19 protein-coding genes and 1 riboswitch are annotated in these 26,468 nt (G+C 75.3%); of the genes, 7 read left to right on the top strand and 12 right to left on the bottom strand.

Going from position 1 to position 26,468, the window contains the following annotated elements:
* Nucleotides 1–342 precede the first annotated feature (342 nt).
* From F8279_RS14575 to pdhA, 3 genes are all read right to left on the bottom strand, one after another.
* Nucleotides 343–1,908 (bottom strand): dihydrolipoamide acetyltransferase family protein, encoded by a 1,566-nt coding sequence (locus F8279_RS14575; protein ID WP_175438684.1) that lies wholly within the window; start codon nucleotides 1,906–1,908, stop codon nucleotides 343–345.
* A 110-nt stretch (nucleotides 1,909–2,018) separates the two neighbouring features.
* Nucleotides 2,019–3,023, bottom strand: coding sequence for an alpha-ketoacid dehydrogenase subunit beta (locus tag F8279_RS14570; RefSeq protein WP_151500227.1), 1,005 nt, complete (start codon nucleotides 3,021–3,023; stop codon nucleotides 2,019–2,021).
* The gene (gene pdhA / locus F8279_RS14565; RefSeq protein WP_192580697.1) at nucleotides 3,023–4,222 is read right to left on the bottom strand and encodes a pyruvate dehydrogenase (acetyl-transferring) E1 component subunit alpha; all 1,200 of its coding nucleotides are present in this window, start codon (nucleotides 4,220–4,222) and stop codon (nucleotides 3,023–3,025) included. Before pdhA ends, F8279_RS14570 begins: the two co-directional genes overlap by 1 nt.
* Before the next feature lie 72 nt (nucleotides 4,223–4,294).
* Between pdhA and F8279_RS14560 the strand changes: the two genes are divergently transcribed.
* Nucleotides 4,295–4,801: an Lrp/AsnC family transcriptional regulator gene (locus F8279_RS14560; RefSeq protein ID WP_013286599.1), complete on the top strand. Its 507-nt coding sequence runs from the start codon at nucleotides 4,295–4,297 to the stop codon at nucleotides 4,799–4,801.
* A gap of 5 nt (nucleotides 4,802–4,806) precedes the next feature.
* Here F8279_RS14560 and F8279_RS14555 read toward each other — a convergent pair whose 3' ends face one another.
* The 8 genes from F8279_RS14555 to F8279_RS14520 form a co-directional block, all read right to left on the bottom strand.
* Nucleotides 4,807–5,787, bottom strand: a complete 981-nt coding sequence (locus F8279_RS14555; RefSeq protein WP_151500225.1) for a DNA polymerase domain-containing protein — start codon at nucleotides 5,785–5,787, stop codon at nucleotides 4,807–4,809.
* A 34-nt stretch (nucleotides 5,788–5,821) separates the two neighbouring features.
* Nucleotides 5,822–8,017, bottom strand: coding sequence for a hypothetical protein (locus F8279_RS14550; protein ID WP_151500224.1), 2,196 nt, complete (start codon nucleotides 8,015–8,017; stop codon nucleotides 5,822–5,824).
* A 9-nt stretch (nucleotides 8,018–8,026) separates the two neighbouring features.
* Nucleotides 8,027–9,139, bottom strand: a complete 1,113-nt coding sequence (locus F8279_RS14545) for a VWA domain-containing protein (protein WP_151500223.1) — start codon at nucleotides 9,137–9,139, stop codon at nucleotides 8,027–8,029.
* On the bottom strand, nucleotides 9,136–11,460 hold the full coding sequence (locus F8279_RS14540; RefSeq protein ID WP_151500222.1) for a DUF5682 family protein: 2,325 nt from the start codon (nucleotides 11,458–11,460) through the stop codon (nucleotides 9,136–9,138). The genes F8279_RS14545 and F8279_RS14540 overlap by 4 nt, the downstream gene beginning before the upstream one ends.
* Nucleotides 11,457–12,587: an AAA family ATPase gene (locus F8279_RS14535; RefSeq protein WP_151500221.1), complete on the bottom strand. Its 1,131-nt coding sequence runs from the start codon at nucleotides 12,585–12,587 to the stop codon at nucleotides 11,457–11,459. Before F8279_RS14535 ends, F8279_RS14540 begins: the two co-directional genes overlap by 4 nt.
* The gene (locus F8279_RS14530) at nucleotides 12,584–16,273 is read right to left on the bottom strand and encodes a DUF4132 domain-containing protein (RefSeq protein ID WP_151500220.1); all 3,690 of its coding nucleotides are present in this window, start codon (nucleotides 16,271–16,273) and stop codon (nucleotides 12,584–12,586) included. The genes F8279_RS14535 and F8279_RS14530 overlap by 4 nt, the downstream gene beginning before the upstream one ends.
* A 74-nt stretch (nucleotides 16,274–16,347) precedes the next feature.
* Nucleotides 16,348–18,645 (bottom strand): FtsX-like permease family protein, encoded by a 2,298-nt coding sequence (locus F8279_RS14525; protein WP_151500219.1) that lies wholly within the window; start codon nucleotides 18,643–18,645, stop codon nucleotides 16,348–16,350.
* Nucleotides 18,642–19,316 (bottom strand): ABC transporter ATP-binding protein, encoded by a 675-nt coding sequence (locus tag F8279_RS14520; RefSeq protein WP_121685608.1) that lies wholly within the window; start codon nucleotides 19,314–19,316, stop codon nucleotides 18,642–18,644. Before F8279_RS14520 ends, F8279_RS14525 begins: the two co-directional genes overlap by 4 nt.
* A gap of 186 nt (nucleotides 19,317–19,502) precedes the next feature.
* Between F8279_RS14520 and F8279_RS14515 the strand changes: the two genes are divergently transcribed.
* The 6 genes from F8279_RS14515 (at nucleotide 19,503) to F8279_RS14490 (ending at nucleotide 25,396) form a co-directional block, all read left to right on the top strand.
* Nucleotides 19,503–20,765 carry a sensor histidine kinase gene (locus tag F8279_RS14515; protein ID WP_151500218.1) on the top strand — a complete coding sequence of 421 codons (1,263 nt, stop codon included), beginning with the start codon at nucleotides 19,503–19,505 and terminating at the stop codon, nucleotides 20,763–20,765.
* Nucleotides 20,762–21,430 (top strand): response regulator transcription factor, encoded by a 669-nt coding sequence (locus F8279_RS14510; RefSeq protein ID WP_151500217.1) that lies wholly within the window; start codon nucleotides 20,762–20,764, stop codon nucleotides 21,428–21,430. Before F8279_RS14515 ends, F8279_RS14510 begins: the two co-directional genes overlap by 4 nt.
* 149 nt (nucleotides 21,431–21,579) lie before the next feature.
* Entirely contained in the window at nucleotides 21,580–22,311 is a 732-nt protein-coding gene (locus tag F8279_RS14505) for a histidine phosphatase family protein (protein ID WP_151500216.1), read from the top strand.
* Nucleotides 22,295–23,158 carry an NAD(P)H-hydrate dehydratase gene (locus tag F8279_RS14500; RefSeq protein WP_151500215.1) on the top strand — a complete coding sequence of 288 codons (864 nt, stop codon included), beginning with the start codon at nucleotides 22,295–22,297 and terminating at the stop codon, nucleotides 23,156–23,158. The genes F8279_RS14505 and F8279_RS14500 overlap by 17 nt, the downstream gene beginning before the upstream one ends.
* A 147-nt stretch (nucleotides 23,159–23,305) precedes the next feature.
* Complete coding sequence (locus F8279_RS14495; RefSeq protein WP_151500214.1) at nucleotides 23,306–24,790, top strand: S8 family serine peptidase; 1,485 nt, start codon at nucleotides 23,306–23,308, stop codon at nucleotides 24,788–24,790.
* Nucleotides 24,791–24,895: 105 nt separating this feature from the next.
* Complete coding sequence (locus F8279_RS14490; RefSeq protein ID WP_151500213.1) at nucleotides 24,896–25,396, top strand: hemerythrin domain-containing protein; 501 nt, start codon at nucleotides 24,896–24,898, stop codon at nucleotides 25,394–25,396.
* Nucleotides 25,397–25,460: 64 nt separating this feature from the next.
* Here F8279_RS14490 and F8279_RS14485 read toward each other — a convergent pair whose 3' ends face one another.
* Nucleotides 25,461–26,267: an SDR family oxidoreductase gene (locus tag F8279_RS14485; protein ID WP_091417822.1), complete on the bottom strand. Its 807-nt coding sequence runs from the start codon at nucleotides 26,265–26,267 to the stop codon at nucleotides 25,461–25,463.
* A 105-nt stretch (nucleotides 26,268–26,372) separates the two neighbouring features.
* A riboswitch (ZMP/ZTP riboswitch) is annotated at nucleotides 26,373–26,462 on the top strand.
* Nucleotides 26,463–26,468 lie beyond the last annotated feature (6 nt).

The following is a 26,468-nucleotide window of genomic DNA, read 5'->3' as shown; positions in this document are numbered from 1 at the left end:
CGACCCGGCCCGGCCCGGCCCGTCGATCATGAAGTTAGCCGCGCAATGTGTCCGCTTTCTCCCCGCCAACCTCATGATCGACGCAGAGAGGGCGGGCGTGAGGGGGCCGACGCCCCGAGATCTTGGTACCAAACGGCCCTCAGAGGGGCACTTTCGTACCAAGATCTCAGCCTGTCCCCCGCCCGCGCCACCGCACCACCTGCCGCGATCTTGCAGGTGCGGCCCTCTAGAAAGGTGCCAATCGGGCACATCGGGGGCAGCGAGTGCAAGATCGCGAACGGGCACCGGGGACGTGTGCGGCCCCGGCCCCCGTGGTGGGGGCCGGGGCCAGGAGGTGGACGGTCAGACGTTGGCTACCAGGAGGGCGGGCTGCTCGACGCAGTCGGCGACGTGGCGCAGGAAGCCGCCGGCCACGCCACCGTCGCAGACCCGGTGGTCGAACGTGAGACTGATCTGGGTCACCTTGCGGACCGCGAGCTGCCCGTCCACCACCCACGGCTTGTCCACGATCCGGCCGACGCCGAGCAGCGCCGCCTCCGGATGGTTGATGATCGGCGTGGAGCCGTCCACGCCGAACACGCCGTAGTTGTTGAGGGTGAACGTCCCGCCGGTCAGCCGTGCCGGTGGCAGCGTGCCGGCCCGGGCCGCCGCTGTGGTCTCGGCGAGCGCGGCGGCCAACTCCCGGGTGGTCAGCCGCTGCGCGTCGCGCACCACCGGCACGACCAGGCCCCGCTCGGTCTGCGCGGCGATGCCCAGGTGCACGCCCGCGGACTGGACGATCCGCTGCCCCTCGGTGTCGACGTGCGCGTTGAGCTGCGGATACCTCCGCAGGCCGCTGAGGCAGATCCGGGCCAGCAGCGCCAGGATGCTCACCGGCGCATCAGGGGTGGCCGCGTTGATCGCGGCGCGCGTTTCCAGCAGGCCGGTGGCGTCCACGTCGACCCAGATGGTCACCTCGGGGATCTCCCGCCGGCTGCGGGAGAGCTTGTCGGCGATCACCTTGCGGATGCCGGTGAGCGGGATGACGGTGTCTCCGTCGCCGGCCGGGGCGAGCCCGACATGCGCGGCCGGGGCGTCCGGCACCGCTGTCAGCCGTGCCGCCGGCGCGGGGGCGGCCACGGCGGCGTCCAGGTCGGCCCGGCGGATCACGCCGCCCGGCCCGGTGCCGCGCAGCGACGCCAGGTCGATGCCGTGCTCCTTCGCCAGCCGCCGCACGATCGGCGAGATGACGAGCGGAGCCGACGGTCCGCCGGCCGGTGCCGGCTCGGCCGTACCGTCCGCCGACGCGGACACGCCGCCCCGGGCCGGTGAACCGGCTGGAACCGGACTCGCCAGGGCCGGAGAGCCTTCCGGAGCCGAACCGGCCGGGGCCGGAGAGCCAGACGCGGCCGCCGGACCGGCCGGGGCCGGAGAGCCTGCCGGAACCGAACCCGCCGAGACCGGAGAGCCGGTCACGGCCGCCGGACCGGACGCGGAGCCGGTCACGGCCGCGGCGTCTGCCGAGGCCGGCGCGCCGGGCTCGGGAGCGAGCGCCAGCCGCGGACGGCGCCTCCGCCGGCCCGAGCCGCCGTGGCCGGTGCCGTAGCCGATCAGGACGTTGCCGGACCCCGCGCGCTCCTCCTCACGGTAGGTGGCGTGCGGGTCGGGGGCGTCGTCGAGCGGGGCGATGGTGATCAGCGGCTGGCCCACCGGGCGGACCTCACCGGCCGCGCCGTGCAGGGCCACGACCCGGCCGGCGTACGGGCACGGCACGTCGACCACGGCCTTGGCGGTCTCCACCTCGACCACTGTCTGGTCCACGGTCACCACGTCACCGACCGCCACCCGCCACTCGACGATCTCCGCCTCGCTGAGCCCTTCCCCGAGGTCAGGCAGGAGGAAGTCGCGGGTACCGATCGCCGCTGTCATGCCGTTCCGACCGGGCATGGCCTCACGGCCCTCGCTCCGCTCGGTGCGTTCGCTCATGCCGTGCCGGCCGGGCATGGCCTCACGGCCCTCGCTCCGCTCGGTGCGTTCGCTCATGCCGCCACCCACCGCGTGTCGGGCTGGTCGTCCCACTGAAGCCGGGCCACGGTGTCCAGCACGCGGTCGACCGAGGGCAGGTGGGTGTGCTCCAGCATCGGCGCCGGGTACGGGATGTCCAGCCCGGACACCCGCAGCACCGGGGCGTGCAGCGCGTGGAAGCAGCGCTCCTGGACCCGGGCGGCGATCTCCGCGCCGACCCCGGCGAAGCCCTGCGCCTCCTGGATCACCACGCACCGGCCGGTACGGCGTACCGAGGCGGTGACCGTGGCGTCGTCGAACGGCACGATGCTGCGCACGTCGACGACCTCCAGGTCCCAGCCCTCCTCGCGGGCGGCCTCGGCGGCGGCGAGCGCGACCGGCACCGCCGGGCCGTACGCGATCAGGGTGGCGTCGGTGCCGGGGCGGCGCACCACGGCGGTGCCGATCGGCGCGGTGCGGGCCGGCAGCTCCGCCTCGGCGCTGGTGAAGTAGAGCTTCTTGGGCTCCAGGAACACCACCGGGTCGGGGTCGTCGATGGCGGCGCGCAGCAGCGAGTACGCGTCGTCCACGGTGGCCGGGGTGACCACCTTCAGGCCGGGGGTGTGCGCGTAGTACGCCTCGGACGAGTCGCAGTGGTGCTCCACGCCGCCGATGCCACCGGCGTAGGGCACCCGGATGACGATCGGCACGCTGAGCGCGCCGCGGGTGCGGTTGCGCAGCTTCGCCACGTGCGAGGCGATCTGTTCGAACGCCGGGTACGCGAACGCGTCGAACTGCATCTCGACCACCGGCCGCAGCCCGGACATGGCCAGGCCGACGGCGAAACCGACGATGCCGGCCTCGGCGAGGGGGGTGTCGAAGCAGCGCTTGTCGCCGAAGCGGGCCTGCAGCCCGTCGGTGATCCGGAAGACGCCGCCGAGCTGGCCGACGTCCTCACCGAAGACGAGCACCCGGTCGTCGTCGAGCATCGCGTCGGCGAGCGCGGCGTTGAGTGCCCTCGCCATGGTCATGGTGGCCATCAGGCGTCCCCCTCCGCGTCGGCGGCCAGCTCGGCCCGGACCATCTCGCGCTGCTCGGCCAGTTGCGGCGTCGGCTCGGCGTACACGTGGTCGAAAAGGCTCAGCGGGTCGACGGTGGGCTGGACGTCCATCCGGCGGCGCAGCGTCGCGGCGTACTCCTCGGCCTCCGCGGCGATCTCCGCGACGGCGGCGTCGTCGAGCACGCCCTTGGCCCGCAGGTACGCCTCGAGCCGGGCGATCGGGTCGCGGTCACGCCACGCCTCGACCTCGTCGGCGTCGCGGTAGCGGGTCTGGTCGTCGGCGTTTGTGTGCGGCTCCATCCGGTAGGTGTGGGCCTCGATCAGGTAGGGGCCCTTGCCGGCGCGGGCGTGCGCCACGGCGCGCTCCAGCACCGCGAGGACGGCCACCGGGTCGTTGCCGTCGACCTGCTCGCTGGGTACGCCGTAGCCGACGCCCTTGTACGCCAGGCTCGGCGCGGCGGTCTGCCGGGACAGCGGCACGCTGATCGCGTACTTGTTGTTCTGCACCAGGTAGACGACGGGCGCCTTGAACACGGCGGCGAAGTTGATCCCCTCGTGGAAGTCGCCCTCGCTGGTGGCGCCGTCGCCGATGAACGCCAGCGCCACCGTGTCGCGGCCCTGGTACGACTCGCCGTAGGCCAGCCCGGCGGCGTGCACGCACTGGGTGGCGAGCGGGGTGCACTGCGGCGCGGTGTGGGTGGCGGCCGGGTCGTACCCGCAGTGCCAGTCGCCGCGCAGCAGCGTCAGCACCTCGACCGGGTCGAGTCCGCGCGCGGTCAGCGCCATCGACTCGCGGTAGGTCGGGAACACCCAGTCGGTGTCGCGCAGCGCGAGGACGCCGCCGATCTGGCACGCCTCCTGGCCGCGCGCGGACGGGTAGACGGCGAGGCGGCCCTGCTTGGTCAGCGCGGTGGCCTGCACGTCGAAGCGGCGGCCGACGACCATCCGCCGGTACATCTCGCGCAGCGTCTCGACCGGCGGCTCCGGGTAGTCGTCGCGGGCCGGCAGCGGGGTCCCGTCGGGTTCGAGCAGCCGGACCGGCTCCCGCTGCGGCATGAAGCCGGCCGACGGGTCGGGTGCGGCCGGGGTGGTCTTCCGGCGGGTACGCGGGGATGCCCTGCGGACCGCCTGGGGTGTGGTCGTCACGGCGGGGACCTCCTGGACGTGTGGTGGCCCTATGGTCCCGGTAGTGGATGATTGACTCAACATGCGGGATGAACGCGGGACGAATGGCACGGAAGGACGGCTGAGGTGAGCCAGGAGACCGGCGCCACACCGGGCGCGGCGGGCGGAACGGGACGTTCGGCCGGGCCGCTCGACGAGGTGGACCGGCGGATCCTGCGTGAGCTGGTCCGCGACGCCCGGACGTCGATCCGTACGCTCGCCGAACGGGTGCACGTCTCCCGCACGAACGCGTACGCCCGGGTGGAGCGGCTGCTGCGCGACGGGGTGCTGACCGGGTTCACCGCGCGGGTCGCGCCGGAGCCGGCCGGTCTGGGCACGTCGGCGTACATCGCGCTCACCATCGAGCAGAACACCTGGCGGGAGGTCTCCGCCGAGCTGGCCCGGGTGCGCTACATCGAACACGCGGCGCTGCTCAGCGGCGAGCACGACGTCCTCGCCCTGGTCCGGGCGCCGGACAACGCGACGCTGCGGGACGTGGTGCTGGACCGGGTGCAGAGCATCGCCGGGGTGCTGTCCACCCGCACCTGGCTGGTGTTCGAGGAGTTCGACGGCACACAGAGCCCCTGGGACTGACCGCCTCAGCGTTCCGGCGGCGACTCCAGCCCTTCGGCGTCGGCCCGGTCCAGCAGCGGCTGGAGCGAGTACCGCCGTCCGTCCAGCCCGGCGTGCGGGTCGCCGCGCCCGGCGAACCGCGCGGGCATGCTGACCACGTCGAAGTCCTCCGGCCGGGCGTCGTCCAGCTCCGACCAGTCCAGCGGCGCCGAGACCAGCGCCGCCGGCGTCGGCCGGATCGAGTACGCCGAGGTCATCGTGTGGTCGCGGGCCATCTGGTTGTAGTCGACGAACACCGGCCGGTCCCGCTGGTCACGCCACCAGGTGGTGGTGACCAGGTCGGGCAGGCGGCGCTGCATCTCCCGGCCCAGCGCCAGCACCGCCCGCCGGCACTCGCCGAAGTTCCAGCGTGGCTCGATCGAGACGTAGACATGGATGCCGCGCCCGCCGGTGGTCTTCGGGAAGCCCTCCAGGCCCAGCTCGGTCAGGTACGCGCGTACCTCGTGCGCCACCGGCACCACCTGCGCGAAGTCGACGCCCGGCATCGGGTCGAGGTCGATGCGCAGCTGGTCGGGGCGTTCCACGTCGTCCTTGGACACCGGCCACGGGTGGAAGCGCAGCGTGCCCAGGTTGGCCGCCCAGATCACCACCGCCAGCTCACTCGGCGCCACCTCGTCGGCGGTACGGCCACTGGGGAACGTGATGTGCGCGGTGCGCACCCAGTCGGGCGCGCCGGCCGGGAGCCGCTTCTGGTAGAACGCGTCGCCCTTGTTCGTCTGCCGGGTGGCGACCTTGGCGCCCTCGAACACGCCGCGCGGCCAGCGTTCCAGCATGGTCGGCCGGTCCCGCAGCGCGCGCAGGATGCCGTCGCCGACGGACAGGAAGTAGCGGACCACGTCCAGCTTGGTCAGCCCGCGCTCCGGGAAGTAGGGCTTGTCGGGGCTGGAGACGCGGACCAGCCGCTCCCCCACCTGGATCTCCTGCGCCGCCGTGGTCGCCACCTGCACACCGTAGCGATCCGTCCCGGCCGTGGGGACCGGCTCACCGGGACTCCGCCGTCACCGACAGCCGGATCCAGGCGTCGACCCAGGCCCGTACCGCCGGTTCGCCCGGGTCGGCACCGAGCGACCCGGCCAGGCCGGACAGGGCCGCGCCGCAGCGGTCCAGACCGACTCCGGCGAGACCGGCCGCCGTCGTGCGCAGCCGGCCGGGGAAGCCGGCCGGCAGGTGCCGCAGGCCGGTGTGCGCGGCCTGGGCGAGCAGCGCCGACGCCGTACCCAGCGCGGACGCGACCGGGTCGGGCCGGGCGTCGACCGCGCCGGCCAGCCGGCCGTCGCCCGCACCGGGCGCGAGATCGGGTACGACCACCGAGTCGGCGACCACCGCCAGCGGCTCGACGACGAGCCCGTCGGCGCCGCGGCGTACCGTCCCGCTGACGTAGCGCGGCCGCCCGTGTGTGCCGTCCAGCGCCGCCGCGAGCGCGTCGAGTGCGCCTGGTGCGGCGGCGTGGTGGGTCGCGGTGACGGTAGCCGTGGCGCCGTCGGCCCCGGTCACTGTGGCGTCGAGGCGCTGTTCACCGGCCGCGTACCCGATGGCGCGCACCTCGCCGAGCGCGAGCACCCGCACCGACTCGGCGGCGGTGCGGGGGCGCAGCAGCCGGGGCGGCCGCCCGGCCAGCTCGGCGGCGAGCGCGTCCGGGTCGCGGGCGAGCAGGCCGGGCGGCAGTCCGGACCACTCTCCGGCGCCGGGGGTCACAGTGGTGCGGGCCAGCCGGCCGGCGGCGAACCGGAGCCGGTGCGCGGCGCTGCGCACCGCCGACTCGGAGACCACGTTGCCGGTGGCGAGCGCGCCGAGCGTGGTACCGGTGACCCGCCGCCCCGCGAGTTCGTGCCCGGTGGGCGTCCCGTCGTCGGTGACGGGGTAGGCGCGGCGCAGCACCAGCACCGAGACGGCCGCCGGGTGGGCGAGCACCACGTCCACGCCCACCTCGCCGCCGCTGCACCGGACCCGGGCGCCGAGGCCGGTCAGCCGCACCCGCCGCAGCGGCGTCTCCGCCGGCTCGTGGGTGCCCAGCACCCGCTCCGGCGGCGTGGCCCCGGCGTTGACCACCGCGCGCCGTCGCGCGGGCAGCTCGGCGAGCAGGTCGGCGAACGTCTCCGGCCGGTACCGGGCGCCGCGCGCGGCGTACGCCTCCAGTTGCCCGGCCAGGTCGTCCACCGCCAGCAGCGGCCAGCGCAGACCGGCCGTGTCGAGGTCGCGCCGGGCCGCCGCGAGCCGGGCGTCCACGCCGGAACCCAGGTGCGCGGCCCCGGTCAGCAGCACGTCGGCGGCCAGCGTCACGGCCGCGTCCAGCGCCGGATGCTGCACGACGGTGGCGGACCCGCCGACGCGTACCTGGGCCTCCGGGTGGTCCGGCTGCTCCCGGTCGGCCGTCCGGCACGCCCACACCGCGAGCGCGATCGCCTCGCCGCCGTCGTCGGCCGCGTCGCCGCGCGCGTACCCGATCTGGCGGGGCACCAGGAAGCGGACCGTGCCGGTGGGCAGCTCCACGCGCGGGACCGGGTCGGCAGCGTCCGGCCGGTGGACCACCGCGGTGTAGCCGCGCCGCCGGCGCCGCTGCGCGGCGGCGAGCGCGGGCGCGCCGATCGCGGCGGTCAGCTCGTCGTCGGTGACGTCCCCCGGCGACCACCGCCACGGCTCACCATCGGCCCCGGCGTGGTCCCGGCCCGGCGCGGCGTCCCGGCCCGGCTTGGCGTCGTGGCCCGACCCGACGTCGTGGCCCGGCGTGGCGTGGCGGTCCGGCGCGGTGTGCCGGTCGGGGATGGCGCACCGACCCCGCGCAGCTTCCCCGTCCCGCGCAGCCGCACGGTCCGGTGCGGCTGCGGCGTCGTCCGGCACGGCCCGCCGGTCCGGCACCGCTGGCTGGCCCGGCGCGGTCGCGGGGCCCGGCGCGGTGGCGGCGTGCGTGCGCTGGTAGGTCAGCACGACGGCGAGCAGGTGCCGGCACACGCCCGGCGCCGGGCAGGAGCAGCAGCCGGCCGCCAGCCCGCCGCCGCCCGGCGGGAGTGTCACAGTCACCCCGTCCGGGTACGCAGCGCGCACCGCGCCGTCGGCGTCCTCGGTGAGCGTGGGCCGCTCACCGGCGTCGACCTGCTTGGTGGCGCGTTTCACCAGGCCCCTGTTGCTCAGCGCGGCGAGCACGTCCGGGGTGAGCGCGATCAGGTCGTCGCGGGTCATGCGGTCCCCCTACCGGCCCACGTGCTCGGCCACGAACGCGGCCAGTTCACCCGGGGTCATCGCGCCGACTGCCGCGCCCACGTCGGCCAGCCGCTGGGCGGTGGCCCGGTCGTACGCCGGGTCGGCCTCCTCGTCCAGCGCGGCCAGCGCCAGCACGTGCGTGCCCTGCTCCACGAGTTGTTTCACCGACCGGACCAGACCACCGGCGTCCCCGCCCTCGTAGAAGTCCGACACCAGCGCGACGATCGCCCGGCGCGGGTTCTCCACGAGCTGCGCGCCGTACGCGACCGCGCGGGCGATGTCGGTGCCGCCGCCGAGCTGCACCTTCATCAGCAGCTCGACCGGGTCGTCCACGTCGGAGGTCAGGTCGACGACCTCGGTGTCGAAGGCGACCAGGTGGGTCCGTACGCCGGGCAGCCCCCACAGGCAGGCGGCGGTCACCGCGGCGTGGATCACCGAGCCGAGCATCGAACCGGACTGGTCCACCAGCAGGATCACCTGCCAGCGGTCCAGGTGGCGGCGGGTACGGGAGAAGAAGTGCGGCTGCCGGACGTGCAGCCGGCGCTCGTCCGGCCGCCAGTGCGCCAGGTTCGCCCGGATGGTGCGCCGGACGTCGAAGTTGCGGGCCTGCCGGAACCGGCTGGGGCGGCGCGCCCGGGGCCCGGAGAACGACTGCCGCACGTCCGCGGCCAGCCGCTCGACCAGTTGCCGCACCACCGCCTCGACCAGCTTGCGGGCCAGCCGCAGCACCTCCGGGTCCATCAGGTGCTTGGTGCGCAGCACCGCGCGCAGCAGCGCCGGGTTCGGCTCGACCCGGGCCAGCACCGCCGGGTCGGTGACGACCTCGTGGATGCCGTACCGCTCGACCGCGTCGCGTTCCAGCCGCTGCACAGTCTCCTTCGGGAACAGCCGGGTGATCCCGTCCAGCCAGTCCACTGTCGTCAAGGCGGACGGACCGGACCCGCCCCGCCGCACGTCGCGGCGGCCCAGTTCGGCGTCGCGGCCGTAGAGCCAGTCCAGCGCGGCGTCCCGGCCGGCCGCCTCGGCCGACAGGCCGCCCAGGCTGTCCTGCGCGGCGTCGCCGAGCACCAGCCGCCAGCGTTCCCCCATCGGGTCGCTCACGTCCCGTCCCCCTCCCACAGCCCTTCCCGGGTCAGCACCGCATCGACCCGCTCCTCCGCCGCCCGGGCGGCGGCCACCAGCAGCGGATCGGCGTCCAGCCGCAGCAGGTCACCGGGCGGCGCGTCGCCGCCGTGCAGCGCCTGCACGTGCCGGGCCACCTCGGCCCGTTCCCGGGGCGGGAACCAGCCGAACGCCTGCCGCAACGCCGGCAGCGCCACCAGGAAGTCGTGCGCGCCCATCGAGGCGAGCAGTTCGTCCACCACCGTCAGCAGTGCCGCGTCGCCGCTGACCACCTCCTCCCGGGCCAGCGCGAACAGCCCGCCCAACCAGTCACCGAGCGTGTCCGGCGCGGCGACGGCCCGGACCGCGCGGGCGGCGTCCGGCACGTCGCCCAGCGACCAGGCCAGGCCCAGCGCCGCGCCGCGCAGATCCGGCGGGACCCCCGCGTCGGCCGCCACCCGCCCGGCCACTGCGAGCGCGTCGGCCGGGTCGAGCCCCAGCGCCGGGCCGGCGTGGCGGACCGCGTCCCGGACCGCGACGAGCGCGGTGAGCCGGCCCGGGTCGGCCGGCGCGGCCGTGGCGCGCACGCCCTCGACGAGCCAGAGCGCGCGGCGTACGGCGGCGATGATCAGCGCGCCCAGCGGGGCGGTTCCGGCGCTGCCGAGCAGCCGGTCGTGCCGCCACAGGGCCAGTGCCACGGCCAGTGCCCGGCCCAGCGCCCGCAGGTCGGTGACCGCGCCGGTGGCACGGGCGATCGCGGTGAGCGTGCGGGTGGAGTGCTCGGGCAGCCCGGCGAGCGCGGTGTCGAACAGCGTCGTGGCGAGCCCGTCCACGTCCGCGCCGAGCAGCGTCACCCGCTCCTCGATCCGGGCGGTGACCGCGTCCTGGAGTGTCGGGCCGTACCCACCGGCCTCGATCACCCGGGCGAGCCGGTCCCCCGACGGCGCGGGCGACCAGCGTTCGGTGAGCAGCGCGTCCGCGCCCACCCGCGGGCCGCTCTCCCGGGTGTGACCGGGTACGTCGAGCAGCCGCAGCCGGTGCAGCAGACGACTGCGGGCCAGGTCGTCGGTGTCGGTCAGGTCCAGCTCGACCGCCTCGCGCCCGTCGATGCGGTGCCGTTCCAGCTCGGCGTCGACGTCGTGCACCAGTGGCGGCAGCGGCGTGTCCGGGTGCAGCCGGCCGACCCGGTCGCCGCTGAGCGCGGCCACCATCTCCACCACCACCGGGTGGGCGCCAGGTGCCAGCGTCCCCCGGGTGGCCCACGGCAGCGGCTGGTCGAGCGCGTCGGTGACCAGCGCGGAGACCAGCCCGTCGAGCACGTCGACCCGGCCCGGATGGGCGTGGCCGCGCAGCCGGGCCAGGCCGCCGGCCATGCTCCGGGCGGCGATCAGGTCGGCGGTGGAGACGGGCTGCCGCCGGGTACGCAGCCGGGCCACCACCGCCTCGGTGAGCGCCTCCGCGGCCCGGCGCGGGCCGTCCTCCCAGACCCGCTGGTAGTACGCCGGGGAGGGCATGCCGGACTGGTAGCCGACGAACGCGTCGAGGCGCCGGAACGAGTACGGCACCAGGTAGCTGCCCGCCACCGCGTCGGATCCCGGGGCGGGGACCTCCGGCCAGTCGTCCTCCTCCGGGCCGGCGCCGTCCGGGCCGGTGCCGTCCGGGCCGGCGGTCAGCCGGACCAGGGCGGGACGGTGGAAGCCGCCGGTCACCACCAGCACCGGACGGCCTCCGGCCCGGTGCCGGGCGGCGCGTACCCAGCGGGCCATGTACGCCTCGCGAGCGGTGTCGTCAGCTCCGGCCGCCGACTCGCCGCGCAGCACGTCGAAGTACGTGTCGAGCCGCTCGGCCAGCCCGTCGTCCGGGCCGATCTCGAACAGGTGGTCCCAGAGCGCGTCCACGTTGTCCACTGCGAGCGTGGCGCAGAGCCGGCGGACCGCCTCGGCGTACCGCTGGTCGGCGTCGGCGTACCGGTTGGCGCGGTCGCTGAGCGCGGGATGCCACGCCGGCAGGTCGATGAAGCGCAGCTGCGCACCCGCCTCCCGCCCGGCGGTCAGCGCCACCAACTCCGGCGAGTACGCGCAGAACGGGCTCCAGGAGGCGTGCCGCCGCGTGCCGTCGCGGTGCGCGGTGAACACCGCGATCGGCAGCTCGTGGTCTCCCAGCAGCTCGTCCATCCGCCCGTTCAGGTCCGCCGGCCCCTCCACCAGCACGTACGCCGGGCGCAGCCGGGCCACGGTGGCCGCCACCAGTCGGGCGCAGGCCGGACTGTGGTGCCGGACGCCGAGGAACGTGACGCCGCCCGGCGCCTCGGTGGCGCTCACCCGGGCAGCAGGTGCCGGGCGTCGTGCACCGCCCGCCACTGCGCGCCGGAGCGGCGGGACACCTGCTGTTCCAGGTAGCGCCGCAGCCGGGCCAGGTCCTCCGCGTCGTCCTTCGCGGCGGTGCCGGCCAGGCAGGCGACCAGGTCGGCGGCGTCGCCGGATTCGCCGCGCAGGAACCATCCGCGCAGGCCGACCGCGTGCGCCACCGACACCGCCTCCGCGGTGCTCATCACCGCCGACAGCCGCTCCATCGCGTCGCCGCGTTCGGTGATCCCGGTCCGCAGCTCCCGGAACGTGGTGACCAGCACCTCCAGCAGGTCGCGCCGGGGCGGCGCGGTCACGCCGGAGCGGCGCAGCAACTCGCCCGCCTCCGCCTCGACCAGTTCCAGCTCGGTGCCGAGGTCGGGGATCGGGAACACGGTCTCGAAGTTGAACCGCCGCTTGAGCGCGGCGCTCATCTCGTTGACGCCCCGGTCGCGGGTGTTCGCGGTGGCGATCACGTTGAACCCCTCGCGGGCGAACACCATGGCGTCGGCGCCCGGCAGCTCGGGGATGGCGAGCACACGGTCCGACAGCGGGGAGAGCAGGCAGTCCTGCACCTCCAGCGGGCAGCGGGTGATCTCCTCGAAGCGGACCACCCGCCCCTCGGCCATGCCGCGCAGCAGCGGCGCCGGCACCAGCGCGCGCGGCGACGGTCCGTCCGCGACCAGCAGCGCGTAGTTCCACGAGTAGCGGATCTGGTCCTCGGTGGTGGCCGCGCCGCCCTGGATGGTGAGCGTGGAGTCGCCGCCGACCGCGGCGGCGAGCAGCTCCGACAGCAGCGACTTGGCGGTGCCCGGCTCGCCGACGAGCATCAGGCCGCGGCTGGTCGCCAGCGCCACCAGCGCCCGGTCGATCAGCGACGGGTCGCCGACGAACTTGCGCCGGATCCCGGCCGCCGGGTCACCGAGGATGAACCGCCGCGCGGCGCGCAGGCTCAGCCGCCAGCCCGGCGGGCGCGGGTCACCGTCGCCGGCGGCCAGCGCGGCCAGCTCGTCGGCGTACCGCACCTCGGCCGGCGGGCGCTGCGCTCGCTCGACCGCCGAGGGCCGCTGGGCGCGATCGGCGGTCGGGTCGAGCGCGGTCACCGGGTCACCTCCGCCAGGTCGCGCAGCACCTCGGAGACGGTGACGTCGTCCAGGTCGCCGAGGCGGAGCTTGCCGCCGCGCCGGAACCAGTCGCCGTGCGGCACGTCGTTCACCCAGATGGCCTCGATCTTCTGGTCGGGGAACATGTCCACCACGCCGACCGCGATGCCGGGGTCGAGGTCGATCACCACGGCCCGGTCGCCGGGGACGTCACGTTCCAGCCAGCTCTGGATGCCGGCGTCCTGCGGGGTGCCGCGTCGCCAGCCCCGCCGCTCCAGACTGAGCAGCCGCCCGGCCGGGACCGTGACGCCCATGTGCCGGTGCAGCAGCGCCTCACCGCGCTCGGCCGCGTCCAGCCGGTACACCTCGCGGCCGAGCTGCGGGAAGGGCTGGAGGATCTCGTAGTCGGCGAAGACCTCCGCCCAGGCCGGCACCGCCGCGCCGAGGTGCAGCGGGTGCGCGATGGTGACGGTGGCGTCGTCGGGCAGCGCGTACGTCTCGTCGTCGACGTCGGCGAGCGTGCGGTCCTCGGCCACCCGGAACGCGGCGCCCACCTGACCGGCGTCGTCCACAGTGGCCCAGACCAGGCGGCGGACGACGTGCCAGAGCAGCGGGTGGGACAGGAAGTAGCGGCCGAAGTCCGCGGCCGGCCAGCGCCGCCCGGTCACCATGGCCGCCTCGAAGCGGCGGATCTGGTCGGCGGCGAGCGTGCGCACGTCCTTCTTCAGGCCGGCGAAGCGTTTGTGCGCGGCGGGCGCCAGCGTCGCGTCGTCCCGGGCGCCGGGCTTGGGCAGGTCCTTGCGGCGGGCGCCGGTGCCGTCCACCACGTACGGCTTGAGCTGCTCGTCGAAGCCGACTGTGAACCGGCGCGGCCCGTAGTCGAGGACCAGGCTGCCGTCGGCGTCCAGGCCGAGGTCGGGCACCAGCCGGTCGCCGAGCTGCTCGGGCGTCAGGCCCAGCCCGTCGGCGACCTCGGTGACCTTGCGCGCCGCCTGCTCCCGCAGGCCCCGGAACTTCACCTTCTGCGAGATGCCGTAGAGGTGCATCAGCGCCACGTCGGTGCCGATCTGCGCCAGCACCTCCAGGCCGGTCACCGCCCGGGTGTGCTGACTCTCGCCGGGCCAGGCTCGGACCAGCGGCGCGAGCCGCCGCGCGGTCGAGTCGTCGCCGAGGAGGCCCAGCGCGGTGAACGCCCAGCCGTCCTTCGACGGCGCGCCGGCGCTCTGCCAGCTCTCGAACAGCGCCCAGGCGAACTCCGCCAGGGAGTCGGTGTCGCACGCCGCGCGGACGATCTCCACCCCCGGGTACGGCTCGCCGGGCGAGGAGATGGCGAGCATCGTGCAGAGGTGGCGTACCGCGTCGGTGGGCAGCGCCGCCGAACGGTCCCGCAGCAGCACCTGCGGCAGCACCGCCGGGTCCAGCCAGGCCGGCAGGCTCGGCATCCGGACCGGAAGCTGGGCCAGCGGGTCGGCGTCGAGCATCGCCGTGGCGGCAGCGAGCGCCTCCTCGCCGTGCTCCCGGGCCACGCCGCGGAGCACCTCGCGGTGCTCCGCGGCGACCAGGCGCAGCGCCCGCTCGGCGGAGCGCCGGCGTGGACCGGGCGTGCCCAGGGCGGCCGGCAGCAGCGCCCGTGTGGCGTACTCCGGGTGCCGCCGCAGCCAGGCCCGGGCGGTCGGGCGGACCGACTTGAGCCGGTCGAGCCAGTCGGCCATCAGGTCGGCGACCTCACCGTCGGCGTACGGCATCAGCACCTCGCCGACGCTCTTCGGCGCGGTGCGGGCCAGGTGCAGCGCGGTGGGCAGCGCGTCCAGCTCGTACCGGCCGGCGAGGCGCAGCATCCACCGGTCGGCGCCCCAGGACTCGTCGGGTCGCCAGCCGGGCAGCAGCGGCCGGGCCAGCTCCTCGGTGGCCCGGACGAAGAAGTGGATCGCCGCGTACGATCCGGCCCGCCCGGCGGCGACCTCGGTGGCGAGCGCGCTCAGGTCGTTCCCGTGCCAGTGACCGGCCCAGCCGGGCACGATCGCGGCCCACCGTTCCCGCTCACCCGGCAGCCAGGCCATGGCGGATCCGGCGGGACGATCCAGCCCGGGCAGAACCGGCAGGGCGGCTCGTGGGCGCCGGACCGACCAGGGCGGCGTCACCAGCACCGGCGGCAGACGGTCCGGCGCGGCGGCCGGCAGCGCGGACGCGTCGTCGCGGATCCGCTCGACGCGTTCCTGCTGCGCCGGGTCCAGCGCCGGCAGCGCGGCCTCGACGGCCGCCGGGTTGGCCAGCACGTGCGCGCGCAGCAACGTGGCGGCCTCCCGCGCCGCCGGGCCGCGCCCCTCGGCGGCGGCGGACAGCAGGCGCACGCCGCGCACCGGGAAGCGGCGCAGCATCTCCGTCACCGCGGGCGGGACGTACCTGCGGTCCAGCCGGTCGAGCAGCGCCGTCATCGGCTCGTCGCCGGGCAGGGCCGCCAGCAGCGACACCAGCCGCTGCCGCCCGTCCGCGCCGGTGTGCTCGTGGTCGAACCACCCGGCCAGCACCGGCGCGACGGGCGGCCCGACCGCGGTGGTGGCGGTGACGATCGGCGCCTGGTCGTACATCAGCCGGTAGACCTGCAGGTGCCCGGCGAGGGCGTGGATGGCGTCCACGTCGTCGACCGCGGCGAGCAGCAGTTCGGCGAGGAACGGGCCCCCGTCGCGCGCCACGTCGGCGACGTCCTGGGCGACCCACTCCCGCTCGGTGGGCAGCAGGAACGAGGTGACCGCCCGCGCCGCCAGCGACCCGGACCGGTACGGGACCAGCGCGGCGCGGGCGGCGGCGTAGTCGGCGTCACCGGTCGCCGCGAGATGCGCCCGGACGCGGCGCAGCACGGACTGGCGCAGCCGCCAGTGACCGTAGTTGTGTGACTTCTCCGCCTCGGTGCGGTTCAGCAGAAGCGGGGACGCCGACCCGGTGGCCGCCACGGTGATCTGCCCGGTCGCGGCGACCGCCGCGCCGACCGGGCCGAGGTCGGCGACCAGCAGGTCGGCGAGGGCAACCCCCTGCTGGTCGCGCCCGTGATAGCCGAGCGCCACGGCCACTGCCGCCACCAGCGCGGCCCCGCCCAGCGGACCGGGCTCGCCGTTCAGGTAGCCGCGCAGCGCCGGGCCCAGTTCCGGATCGTCGGTGGCCCGCGCGGTGGCGGCCACCGGGACGGCCACCGCGTCCAGCACCTTCCGTCCGGCGGCCCGGCCCTTCGCGGCGCTCGGCAGCGCCGTGCCCGGCGTGCCGCCCCGGCGCGGGACCAGCATCCGCCGCCAGCCCGCCGGAACCTCGAACGCGTCCTCGTCCGGCAGTTCGTCAGCCGACGCGTTCGCGGGGACCGGCGCCGCTCCGGCGAGCTCGGAGCCGGCCGGACCAGTGCCGGCCGGGTCGGCGCCGGCCGCGTCCGGGCCGTGAGCGGGCGCGGCCGGCTCGGCGGCGGGCGCTCCGATGTGCCCGGTGGACGTCGCGACTGTCGTCTCGGCGTACCCCTTGCGCAGTTTCTCCGCGATCAGCCGGTCGGCGTGCGCGGCGGCCTCGGCCGGCGAACCCAGTTCCTTGACCTGGGTGCGGCCCTGCGCGCCGATCGATCCATAGCGGACCGTCACCGTCGCGTCGCGCTGCCCGACCTCCCAGAACTTGGCCGAGCTGCCGCCCACGAACTCGAATCTGCGCACACCGTCTCCTTGATCGCCCGCAGTGTGCCGGGACCATAACCGGCCCCACCGACACCCGTGGAACCGCCGGGGCGCTACTCGCTCCGCAGGGCCGCCGCGGTCCGGGCCCGGGCCGCCCACCCGGCCGGCAGCAGCGCTCCGAGCAGGGCCGTCAGCGGTCCGCCCAGCGCCAACGCGGTCAGGAGGAGCGGCCCGTACACGTCGAGCAGCGTCTCCGGCAGGTGCAGTCCGCCGTTGGCTGCCATCGTGGGGAGGACGAGCCGGTGCATCGCCACACCCGCGGGTACGCCGAGCAGCCCGCCGACCAGACCGACAGCGGCGACGGACGCGACCACCATCGCGATCGTCTGGGCCGGCGTCATGCCGAGCGCCTTGTGCACGCCGAGATCGTGGACCCGGTCGCGCAGGTCGAGGACGAGCATGTTGAGCACACCCAGCGCGGCCACCGCGAGGAGCAGCAGGGTCAGCGTGGCGGTCAGCCCTTCCACGACCAGCAGGAGCGGGTCGGTCTCCGTGCCGCTCGGCCGCGCGGTGAGGCCCCGGCCGGCGAGTGCGCCGGTCAGCGCCTGCGCGTAGGCGCCGGCGTCGGTGTCCGGGGCGAGCGCGACGCGGTACTCGGACGGGTTCCCGCCGGTGGGCGTGGCGGTGACGGTGAACACCGCCATCGAGGATTCGAACACCTCGCCGACGATGCGCAGGCGTACGGGCGCGCCCTCGATCCGGACCGTGACGGTGTCGCCGATCCGGGCTCCGGTCGCGGTCAGCAGGGGTCCGCCGACGACGGCCTCGCCGGGTGCGGCGAACCAGCGTCCGGACACCATCTCGAAGCCGTCCCACGCCGCGTCGCCGGTGATCGTCGTGACGGAGACCGGATCGGCGATGCCCGCGACCGTGCCCGGCGCCTGCGTGAGGCCGTACCTGGCGCGGGTGCCCGGCTGCGCGTCGATCGCTGCCAGCACCGCGGCCGGGTCGGCGGTGGGAGCGGCGACCGATCCGGCGTCCGGGTCGCCGGTCACCGTGACGTCCGCGACGTCCTGGGTGAGCGCGGTCTGGATGCGCAGCAGCGACGCGGCGAGCCCGGTCGCGAACGTCACCGCCGCCGCGCCGGTCGCGACCGCCAGCAGGATCGCGATCGTGCGCGCCGGCCGGGCGAACGGGCGGGCCAGGCCGAGGCCCACCGGCCGGGCCACCGGCAGCCGCGCCGCCAGGCGCGACGCCCAGCGGCCCCGCGCCGGACCGGACGCCCGCCCGACCGCGATGGCGTCCACGGTGCGCAGCCGGCCCGCCCTCAGCGCGGCCGTCCACGCCGTCAGCGTCACCACCGCCAGCACCCCGCCGGCGGCCAGGACGGTCACCCACCAGGCGATGGTGGTGTTCGCCGAGCCGTAGATCTCCTCGGTCTCGGCCAGTACCGGCAACGCGATCAGGTTCCCGGTGACCGTTCCGGCGACGGCACCGACGGCGGCCGGGAGCAGCGTCTGCGCGACGAACGCGCGGACGACGCCCGCGGGGGTGCAGCCGAGCGCCTTGAGGATGCCGATCCGGCGGGTGGCGGCACCGACCGTGCCCGCGACGACAGTGCCGACCACCAGCAGCGCCATCACGATGCCGAGCAGCGCGAACGCGACGAGGAACGGCACGAAGACGGCCGCGTCCTCGACGGCCTGCTGCCGTACGTCGAGCCAGGACCGTGCGCCGGTGACCGCGCCGGAGGGCAACGTGGCGACCACGGCGTCCCGGCCGGTCGCGACCTCCGTCGCGGTGCGTGCGTCCGTGAACCGGTAGAGCATCTGGTACCCGTCCGCCGTGTCCGGCCCGTCGAGTACGCCGACGGCGGACGGCAGCACCCAGGCCCCGGCGGTGTCGCTGACCGACCGGGCCGTACCGACCACCGTGAACTCGGCACCGCCGGGTGTGGCCAGGCGAGAGCCGGGCGGCACGCGGACGGCGCCGCCGCTCAGCACGATCTCGTCCGGCCCGGCCGGCCAGCGCCCGCCGGCCAGCTCGATGCGGTCGACCGGGCCGCCGGGATCGGCGCGGGCGACGACGGTCAGCGGCGGCGTCCGCATCCCGCCGCGCTCCGTGAAGGCGACCACCAGCACCCGGTACGGGCCGGCGGCGGCCACCACGCCCGGGGTCGCGGCCGACGCGACGAGCTGCGCTTCCGTCACCGCACCGGAGTCCGCCCGCACGGTCAGGTGCGCTCCCCGCTGGGCGGCGAACGCGTCGTCGAAGGGCGCCTGCGACGCGACGAGCAGCCCGGCGCCGAGCACCGTGGCGGTCACCGCGGCGGCGGTGACCAGACCGACGACGACTGTCTGCACCCGGCGGCGACGTACGCCGGATCGGACGACCCGCCCGAGCCCGCTCACCGTCGCACCTCGACCCGGCCGTCGCGCAGGCGGATCGTCCGACCGGCGGACGCCTCGGCCAGCCGCAGGTCGTGGGTGACGAGCACGATCGTCTGGCCGCTGCGGTGCAGCTCGTCGAGCAGGCGCCGGACGTCCTCCCCGGAGGCGGTGTCCAGCGCGCCGGTGGGCTCGTCGGCCAGCAGCAGCGCCGGCCGGTTGATCAGGGCGCGGGCGACGGCGACGCGCTGGCGCTCACCGCCGGAGAGGCGCCCCGGGTACGCCTGCGCGTGCCGGGCGATGCCGAGCGAGTCCAGCAGGGAGGCCGCGTGTGCGCGCGACGCGCGGGCCGGGGCGCCGGCCAGTTGGGCGGGCAGCAGGACGTTGTCCAGCACGGTCAGGTCGTCGAGCAGGTTGAAGAACTGGAAGACCAGCCCCACGTGTGCGCGCCGGAACCGGGCCGACGCGGCCTCGCCGAGCTTCTCCAGCCGGGTGCCCGCGACGGTCACCGTGCCGGCGTCCGGCCGGTCCAGCGCGGCGAGCAGGTTGAGCAGCGTGGACTTTCCGCTGCCGGACGGTCCGAGCACTGCCACGCACTCGCCGGGCCGGACGGTCAGCGACACGTCGTGCAGTGCGGGCGGCCCCTCACCGTAGCGGCGGGTCACCCCCCGTACGTCGATCACCGGATCGGTCATGTGTCGCCCCTCGCGTCAGGCCGGTCGATTGGACGCCGTGACGTTAGGGGCGTTCCGGAGGTCCGGGCATCGGCCCGGCGACGCACCGCCGTACCGCCGGAGGTGGATCTTCGTCCGGGGTCATCCCTGCGATGTAGTCGCAGTGCACACCGTGGCCGATGCCCCGGCCGGCGTGCGGCGGCGAGAATGTGGCTCGTGAGAGGCATCGTGGCGGCGGGACCGCTGCCGAGGCCGGGCTGGCGGGCGCTGCTGCTCGACGCGGCGCTGGCGGGTGTGCTCGGGCTGGTGTGCTTCCAGGCCGCCACCGACGACGTCGGCGTCCCGCCCCCGCCGTTGCCGCCGCCACTGCCGCTGCCGCCGGTGGCGGTCCCGCCGGAGGTGCAGCCGGCGCCGCCCGGGTCGACGCTCGGGGCGCTGCTGCTGGTCTTCGTCATGTGCGCGCCGCTGGTGCTGCGCCGCCGGTATCCGCTCGCGGTGCTCTGGGCGACGACGGCCGCCGCGTCACTGGTCCTGGTGACCGACGGGGACCGGCAGCCGGCCCTGTACCCGTGCGTGGTGCTGACCTGCCTCGTCGCCGTCTACAGCGCGGCGGCGCACAGCCCGTACCGGCTGCCGGTGCTGGCGTCGGTCCCGGTGGTGGCGCTGCTCGCCCTGGGCCTGCGGGAGCTGATGGTGGTCACGGTGTCCGCGGACCGTCTTCCGTTCGTCGTGCTGGCCCCGCTGGTGGCCGCCGCGGGCGGCCACCACGTGTGGCGGCGACGAGCGGGCGAGGACCGGCAGCGGCTCACCGCCGAGGCCCGCGCCCACGAGCAGGCGCTGCGCGACGCGGTCGCCGGTGAGCGGGCCCGCATCGCCCGTGAACTGCACGACGTCGTGACGCATCACGTCAGCGTGATGGTCATCCAGGCCGGCGCCGCCCGGACGGTGCTCGCCGCCGCACCGGATCAGGCGCGGGAGGCGCTGCTGGCCGTCGAGTCGACCGGCAGGTCCGCGCTCACCGAGCTGCGGCACGTCATGGGCCTGCTGGCCGATTCCGAACCGGACGACCCGGAGGACCCGCAGCCCGGGATCGACGACCTGCCCGACCTGGTCGAACGCATGCGTGACGCCGGCGTGCCGGTGGGTCTGACCGTCTCGGGCGAGCGCCGGCCGGTCGCCTCCGGTGTCGGGCTGACGGCCTACCGGGTGGTGCAGGAGGCGTTGACGAACATGGTCCGGCACGCGCCGGGCGCCGCCGGCACCGTCGTCGTCGAGTACGCGCCGGAGAGCCTGCGCATCGAGGTCGGCAACACCGAGCCCGGCGTCCCGGCCGCCACCGGGATGCCGGGTGGGCGCGGCCTGATCGGGCTGCGGGAGCGGCTCGCCGTCTACGGTGGGACGTTGCGCGCCGGCGCGCGGCCGGGCGCCGGCTACCACGTCGAGGCCCTGATCCCGTGGGAGGCGACATGACGGTACGAGTGGTGGTCGCCGACGACCAGGCGCTGGTCCGTACCGGATTCCGCATGATCCTCACGGCCGGCGGGGTGGACGTGGTGGCCGAGGCGGCGACGGGCGCGGAGGCGGTGGACGCGGTGCGCCGCACCAGGCCCGACGTGGTGCTCATGGACGTGCGCATGCCCGAGCTCGACGGTCTCGAGGCCACCCGCCGCATCCTCACCGGGGCCGTCGCGGCACCGCGGATCATCATCCTCACCACGTTCGACCTAGACCAGTACGTCTACGCCGCGCTCGCCGCCGGGGCGAGCGGCTTCCTGCTCAAGGACGTGACGCCGGAACACCTGGTCGCGGCCGTGCGGATGGTGCAGGACGGGGACGCGCTGCTCGCGCCCGCGATCACCCGCCGCCTGGTGCGGCGCTTCGCCCGCCATGACCCGCAGACGGCGGCGGTGCACCGCGACCTGGCCACGCTGACCCGGCGCGAGACGGAGGTCCTGCGCCTGCTGGCCGGCGGCCTGAGCAACGCCGAACTCGCGGAGGCGCTGCACCTGCCCGAGGCGACGGTGAAGACCCACGTCGCCCGCATCCTCGCGAAACTCGGTCTGCGCGACCGGGTCCAGGCGGTGGTGGTCGCCTACGAGACGGGCCTCGTGAGTCCCGGTTCGCCGGAGGACTGACCGTCCGGCGACGGCCGGCGCGTGCTCAGGTGATCAGCGTCGTCCCGAGTCGTGGGAAATTTTGCCGCGTCGATGCAACGGTGCGCAGCCCTCGTGTGTCTCCGGTCCGGCACGGTTATCCCCGGTCGAGCCCGGGTACCGGGAGCCGCATGGCGGAGATGGCATCGCTCTGGATCGTCCGGCACGGCGAGAGCACGGCGAACGTCGCGGCCACGGCGGCCGAGACGTCCGGCGCCGAGCTGATCGACCTCACCCACCGGGACGCGGACGTGCCGCTGTCGGCGACCGGCGAGGAGCAGGCGCGGGCGACCGGCCGCTGGCTGGCCGGGCTGCCGGACTCGCAACGGCCGGACGTGGCGGTGGTGTCGCCGTACCTGCGGGCGGTCCGGACGGCCGAGCTGGCGCTCGACGGCACCGGGACCCCGACGAGCGTCGACGAGCGGCTGCGCGACCGGGAACTGGGCGTCCTCGACGGGCTCACCGCCCACGGCGTGACCCGGCGCTACCCGGAGGAGGCGCAGCGGCGTACCCGGCTCGGCAAGTTCTACTACCGGCCGCCCGGCGGCGAGTCCTGGACCGACGTGGCGCTGCGGCTACGGGCGCTGCTGGGCGACCTGCGCCGCGACCACGACGGTGGCCGGGTGCTGCTGTTCGGCCACGACGCGCTGGTCTTCCTGCTGCGCTACCTGGTGGAGGGGCTCACCGAGACGGAGCTGATGGCGCTGACCCGCGAGCACGTGATCGCCAACTGCTCGGTCACCGGCTGGCACGCCGACGACTCCGGCCGGCTCGTGCCGGACGTGTTCAACGACGTCACCCACCTGCACCGCCAGGGGGCGACACCCACCAGGGAGGACGAGGTCCATGCCGAGCCGGTCTGACGTGATCACCCCCGCGCTGCTGCGGGACTGGGCGCTGCCGGTGCCCACCGGCGGCAAGGAGGCGCGCGGCACCGTGCTGGTGGTCGGCGGCTCCCGGTTCACCCCCGGCGCGGTGCTGCTGGCCGGGGTGGCCGCGCTGCGTGCCGGGGCCGGCGTGCTCCAGCTCGCCGCGGCCGAGTCGACGGCCCCGTCGCTGAGCATCCAGGTGCCCGAGGCGCTCGTGATCGGCCTGCCGGAGACCGACGACGGCGCGGTACGCGGCGACCCGGGCGACCTGCTCGGCGGGCTGGTCGCCGAGGCGGACGTGGTGGCCGTCGGCCCCGGCCTGAAGGACATCGACGCCACCGGGGAGCTGCTGCGCCTGGTCCTGGACGCGGCCGGGCGGGAGACCGCGCTGGTGCTCGACGCGTACGCGCTCGGTGCGCTCAGCCACGCGCCGGATCTGCTGGTCGGGTCCGGCCGCAAGGTGGTGCTCACGCCCAACCTGACCGAGGCCCAGCACCTGCTGGGCCGCGATCCGGGCGACGACCTGGACGCCGAAGCGGTGGAACTGGCCGGCCGGTACGACGCGGTCGTGTCGCTCTACGGGCACATCGCGACGCCGGACGGCCGGGCCTGGCGGGAGGAGAGCGGTGACGCCGGGCTGGGCACCTCGGGCAGCGGCGACGTGCGCTCCGGGCTGCTCGCGGGCCTGCTCTCCCGGGGTGCCGACCCGGCGCAGGCGGCCTGCTGGGCGGCGTTCGCGCATGCGGTGAGCGGGCAGCGGCTGGTCCCCCGGTACGGACGGATCGGCTTCCTGGCCCGGGAACTGCTGGACGAGATCCCCTACACGATCGCCACCGTCTGACGATCCACTCCATGGGCGCGCGGGACGTGTAACACCCGGGGGTGCGGCGGCGCTGGTCCGGGCGAGGCCGGTACTTCGCCGTGCCTCCGCCCGGACCGCAGCCCGTTCAGGGGTGCGGTCCACCCGCACGAACCCCTGGGAGTCTGTGTGAACAATCTCCGTCGCAAGACACTCGCCGCGGCGTCGGCGGTGACGCTCGGCGCCGGGCTCGCCCTCACCGGCGGCATGTCGCCGGCCGCGGCCGCCGGACCGGAGACCTCGTATCTGGTGCTCGCCCCGCAGGGCAACGGCACCGCCAAGGCCGCCGCCCGGGTGGCGGCCGCCGACGGCACCGTGGTGGCGGCGTACGACAAGATCGGCGTGCTGATCGTGCGCTCGTCCGCCCCGGACTTCACCACCCGCGTGGCGGGCGCCGGCGTCGAGTCGGTCGCCTCCACCGCCGGCCTGGGCACCGCCCTGGACGAGGGCGAGACGGTCGAGGTGCCGGCCGCCGCCGTCGCCGCGGCCACCGGCGACCCGACCGCCGAACCGCTCTACAACCTTCAGTGGGACATGGACCAGATCCGCGTCCCGCAGGCGCACGCGGTGACCGGCGGCAGCCCGTCGGTCGTGGTGGGTGTGCTGGACAGCGGCATCTCCAGCAGCCACCCGGACCTGGCGACCCAGATCGCCAGGGACAAGAGCGCCTCGTGCGTCGGCGGCGTCCCGAACACCGCCGAGGCCGCGTGGAACCCCACCACCAGCGACCACGGCACCCACGTGGCGGGCACCATCGCCGCCGCGGTCAACGGCGTCGGCGTCACCGGCGTCGCGCCGGGTGTGAAGGTCGCCGCCGTCAAGGTCGTAAACGACGACGGCTACATCTTCCCGGAGGCCGCGGTCTGCGGGTTCATGTGGGCCGCCGAGCACGGCATCAAGCTCACGAACAACAGCTACTACATCGACCCGTGGCAGCTGAACTGCCGCAACGACGCCCGCCAGCGCCCGGTGTGGAAGGCCGTGCAGCGGGCCCTGCGCTACTCGCAGTCCCAGGGCGTGCTGCACGTCGCGTCGGCCGGCAACTCGAACTGGGACCTGGCCCACAAGATCACCGACACCGGCAGCCCGAACAACGGCACGCCGGAGGACCGCGAGAACCTCACGAACGCCTGCCTGGTCCTACCGGCCGAGGCGCCGGGCGTGGTGACGGTCGCCGCGGTCGGCCCGACCGGTGAGAAGAGCTACTACTCCTCGTACGGCCAGGGCGTGATCGACGTGACCGCGCCGGGTGGCGACACCCGGTTCCGGACCCGGGGCGCGGTCTCGACGTCCGCCGACGGCATCCTGTCCACCACCTTCAACACCGCCACCCGCACCAACGGGTGGGGCTACAAGCAGGGCACCTCGATGTCCAGCCCGCACGCCGCCGGCGTCGCGGCGCTGGCGCTGTCCGCGCACCCGGGCATGAACCCGGGCCAGCTCTCCTCGTTCCTGGAGCGCACGGCGGTGGCGAAGTCCTGCCCGTCGGGCGTCTACAACCCGGTGCCGCTGATCCCGGCGGGCCCGAACGCGTACGACGCGACCTGCTCCGGCGGGAACCGCAACGGGTTCTACGGCGCCGGCGTCGTGGACGCGTACAACGCGGTGAGGTAACTCCGACCGCGTGGACCGGGCCCGGCGATCACGCCGGGCCCGGTCTGTTTGTCCTGGTCGGGCACCGGGTAGGGGGGCACCGTCAGCCGACTTAGGAGGTAACCGGTGTCCACCGACGCGATCGTCCTGCTCAAGGAGGACCACAAGGAGATCCGCCGCCTGTTCAAGGCCTTCCAGGAGGCCGAGGAGGGGTCGGCGAGCAAGCGCGGGAAGATCGTCGGGCAGATCCTCGAAGCTCTGACGGTGCACACCTACCTGGAGAACGAGGTGATGTACCCGGAGGTCCGCAAGCTGGTGCCCGACGTCGAGGACGACATCCTGGAGTCGTACGAGGAGCACCACGTCGCGGACGTGCTCTGCTTCGAGCTGTTCACCATGGACGCCGACGACGAGCGCTTCAACGCCAAGACGACGGTGCTGATCGAGAACGTGCTGCACCACGTCGAGGAGGAGGAGCAGGAGTGGTTCCCCAAGGTGCGCGAGGCGCTCGGCCGTAACCAGCTCCAGGAGATCGGTCAGCGGATGCTCGACCTGCGGCCGAAGGCGCCGAAGACGCCGACCGCCCCGAAGGCGCTGAAGAAGTCCCTGGACGCCGTGGTCGCCTGACACCGGGTCCGCGACGCGAGCGGGACCACCCCTTCACCGGGGGCGGTCCCGCTCGCGTCGGTGCTCAGTCGCCCGAGCCGGGCTCGGCCATCTTCCGGTGCTGCTCGGCCTTCAGCCGATCCGGGATGACCTTGCCGGCGGCCACCTGGATCTTGTTGACCAGCGAACCGGCGGCGACCTTGTGCTCCCCCTTCATCAGCGCCTCGAACGCGTCCTCCGCCACCTTGCGGGGGTCGTCCTTGCGCCCCTGCCCGACCCGGGTGTCCTCCATGTCGGCCCGGTCGAAGAACTCGGTGTCGGTCGGGCCGGGCATCAGCGACGTCACTGTTACGCCGCTGTCCTTCAGCTCGTTGCGCACCCCCTCGGCGAAGGACTGCACGAACGACTTCGAGGCGTTGTAGACCGCCTGGTACGCCCCGGGCATGGTGGCGGCGATGGACGAGGTGAACAGCACCCGCCCGGCGCCCCGGCGGACCATGTCCGGCAGCAGCAGCTTGGCCAGGTGCACCGTCGAGCGGACGTTCAGGTCGATCACTGTCAGCTCGTCGGCCAGGTCGGTGCCGCCGACGAAGTCCCCGCCCGCGCCCCGGCCGGCGTTGAGCGCCAGCGCGTCGACCGGGCGGCCCAGGCCGGTGACCTCCCCGGCCAGCCGCCGTACGCCCTCGGGCGTGGCCAGGTCCACCCGGACCGGGTACACCTCCGGGCCGCCGTCGCGCCGCAGGTCGCCCGCCGCGCGCTCGATCGCCGCGTCCTCGGCGGCGACCACCACGTCGTACCCGTGCTCGGCGAACTGGACCGCCAGCTCGTACCCGATGCCGCTGGACGCGCCGGTCACCACGGCGAGCGGCCGTCCGGTGCTCGGTGTGGTCATGGTCGTGCCTCCTCTCCCCCGGGCCGGGTCGGGGCCGGCCTCCCCCACGGTGTGCCCCGGGACGGGCGGCCCAACCCCGCAGGTCCCGGCCGGGCCGGTAGGATCGGCACGGGCCGTGACTGGCGCGTGGAGATGGAGCACCATCGGGGAGCGGCCTCGTCATGAGGACGCATGCCGAGCGCCTGGGCCTTCCGCACGTCA

The sequence above is a fragment of the Micromonospora sp. AMSO1212t genome, from assembly GCF_008868145.1.
Taxonomy (GTDB): Bacteria; Actinomycetota; Actinomycetes; order Mycobacteriales; family Micromonosporaceae; genus Micromonospora; species Micromonospora tulbaghiae.
The sequence above is the reverse complement of the archived record's forward strand: the minus strand, read 5'-3'. Positions and strand labels throughout refer to the sequence as shown.

What these genes read in the sequence shown, in the direction of transcription:
- F8279_RS14575 (WP_175438684.1), bottom strand. Translation starts at nt 1,908, where the DNA reads ATGACAGCGGCGATCGGTACCCGCGACTTCCTCCTGCCTGACCTCGGG.
- F8279_RS14570 (WP_151500227.1), bottom strand. Translation starts at nt 3,023, where the DNA reads ATGGCCACCATGACCATGGCGAGGGCACTCAACGCCGCGCTCGCCGAC.
- F8279_RS14550 (WP_151500224.1), bottom strand. Translation starts at nt 8,017, where the DNA reads ATGACCCGCGACGACCTGATCGCGCTCACCCCGGACGTGCTCGCCGCG.
- F8279_RS14520 (WP_121685608.1), bottom strand. Translation starts at nt 19,316, where the DNA reads ATGACCGATCCGGTGATCGACGTACGGGGGGTGACCCGCCGCTACGGT.
- F8279_RS14515 (WP_151500218.1), top strand. Translation starts at nt 19,503, where the DNA reads ATGTGGCTCGTGAGAGGCATCGTGGCGGCGGGACCGCTGCCGAGGCCG.
- F8279_RS14510 (WP_151500217.1), top strand. Translation starts at nt 20,762, where the DNA reads ATGACGGTACGAGTGGTGGTCGCCGACGACCAGGCGCTGGTCCGTACC.
- F8279_RS14505 (WP_151500216.1), top strand. Translation starts at nt 21,580, where the DNA reads ATGGCGGAGATGGCATCGCTCTGGATCGTCCGGCACGGCGAGAGCACG.
- F8279_RS14500 (WP_151500215.1), top strand. Translation starts at nt 22,295, where the DNA reads ATGCCGAGCCGGTCTGACGTGATCACCCCCGCGCTGCTGCGGGACTGG.
- F8279_RS14485 (WP_091417822.1), bottom strand. Translation starts at nt 26,267, where the DNA reads ATGACCACACCGAGCACCGGACGGCCGCTCGCCGTGGTGACCGGCGCG.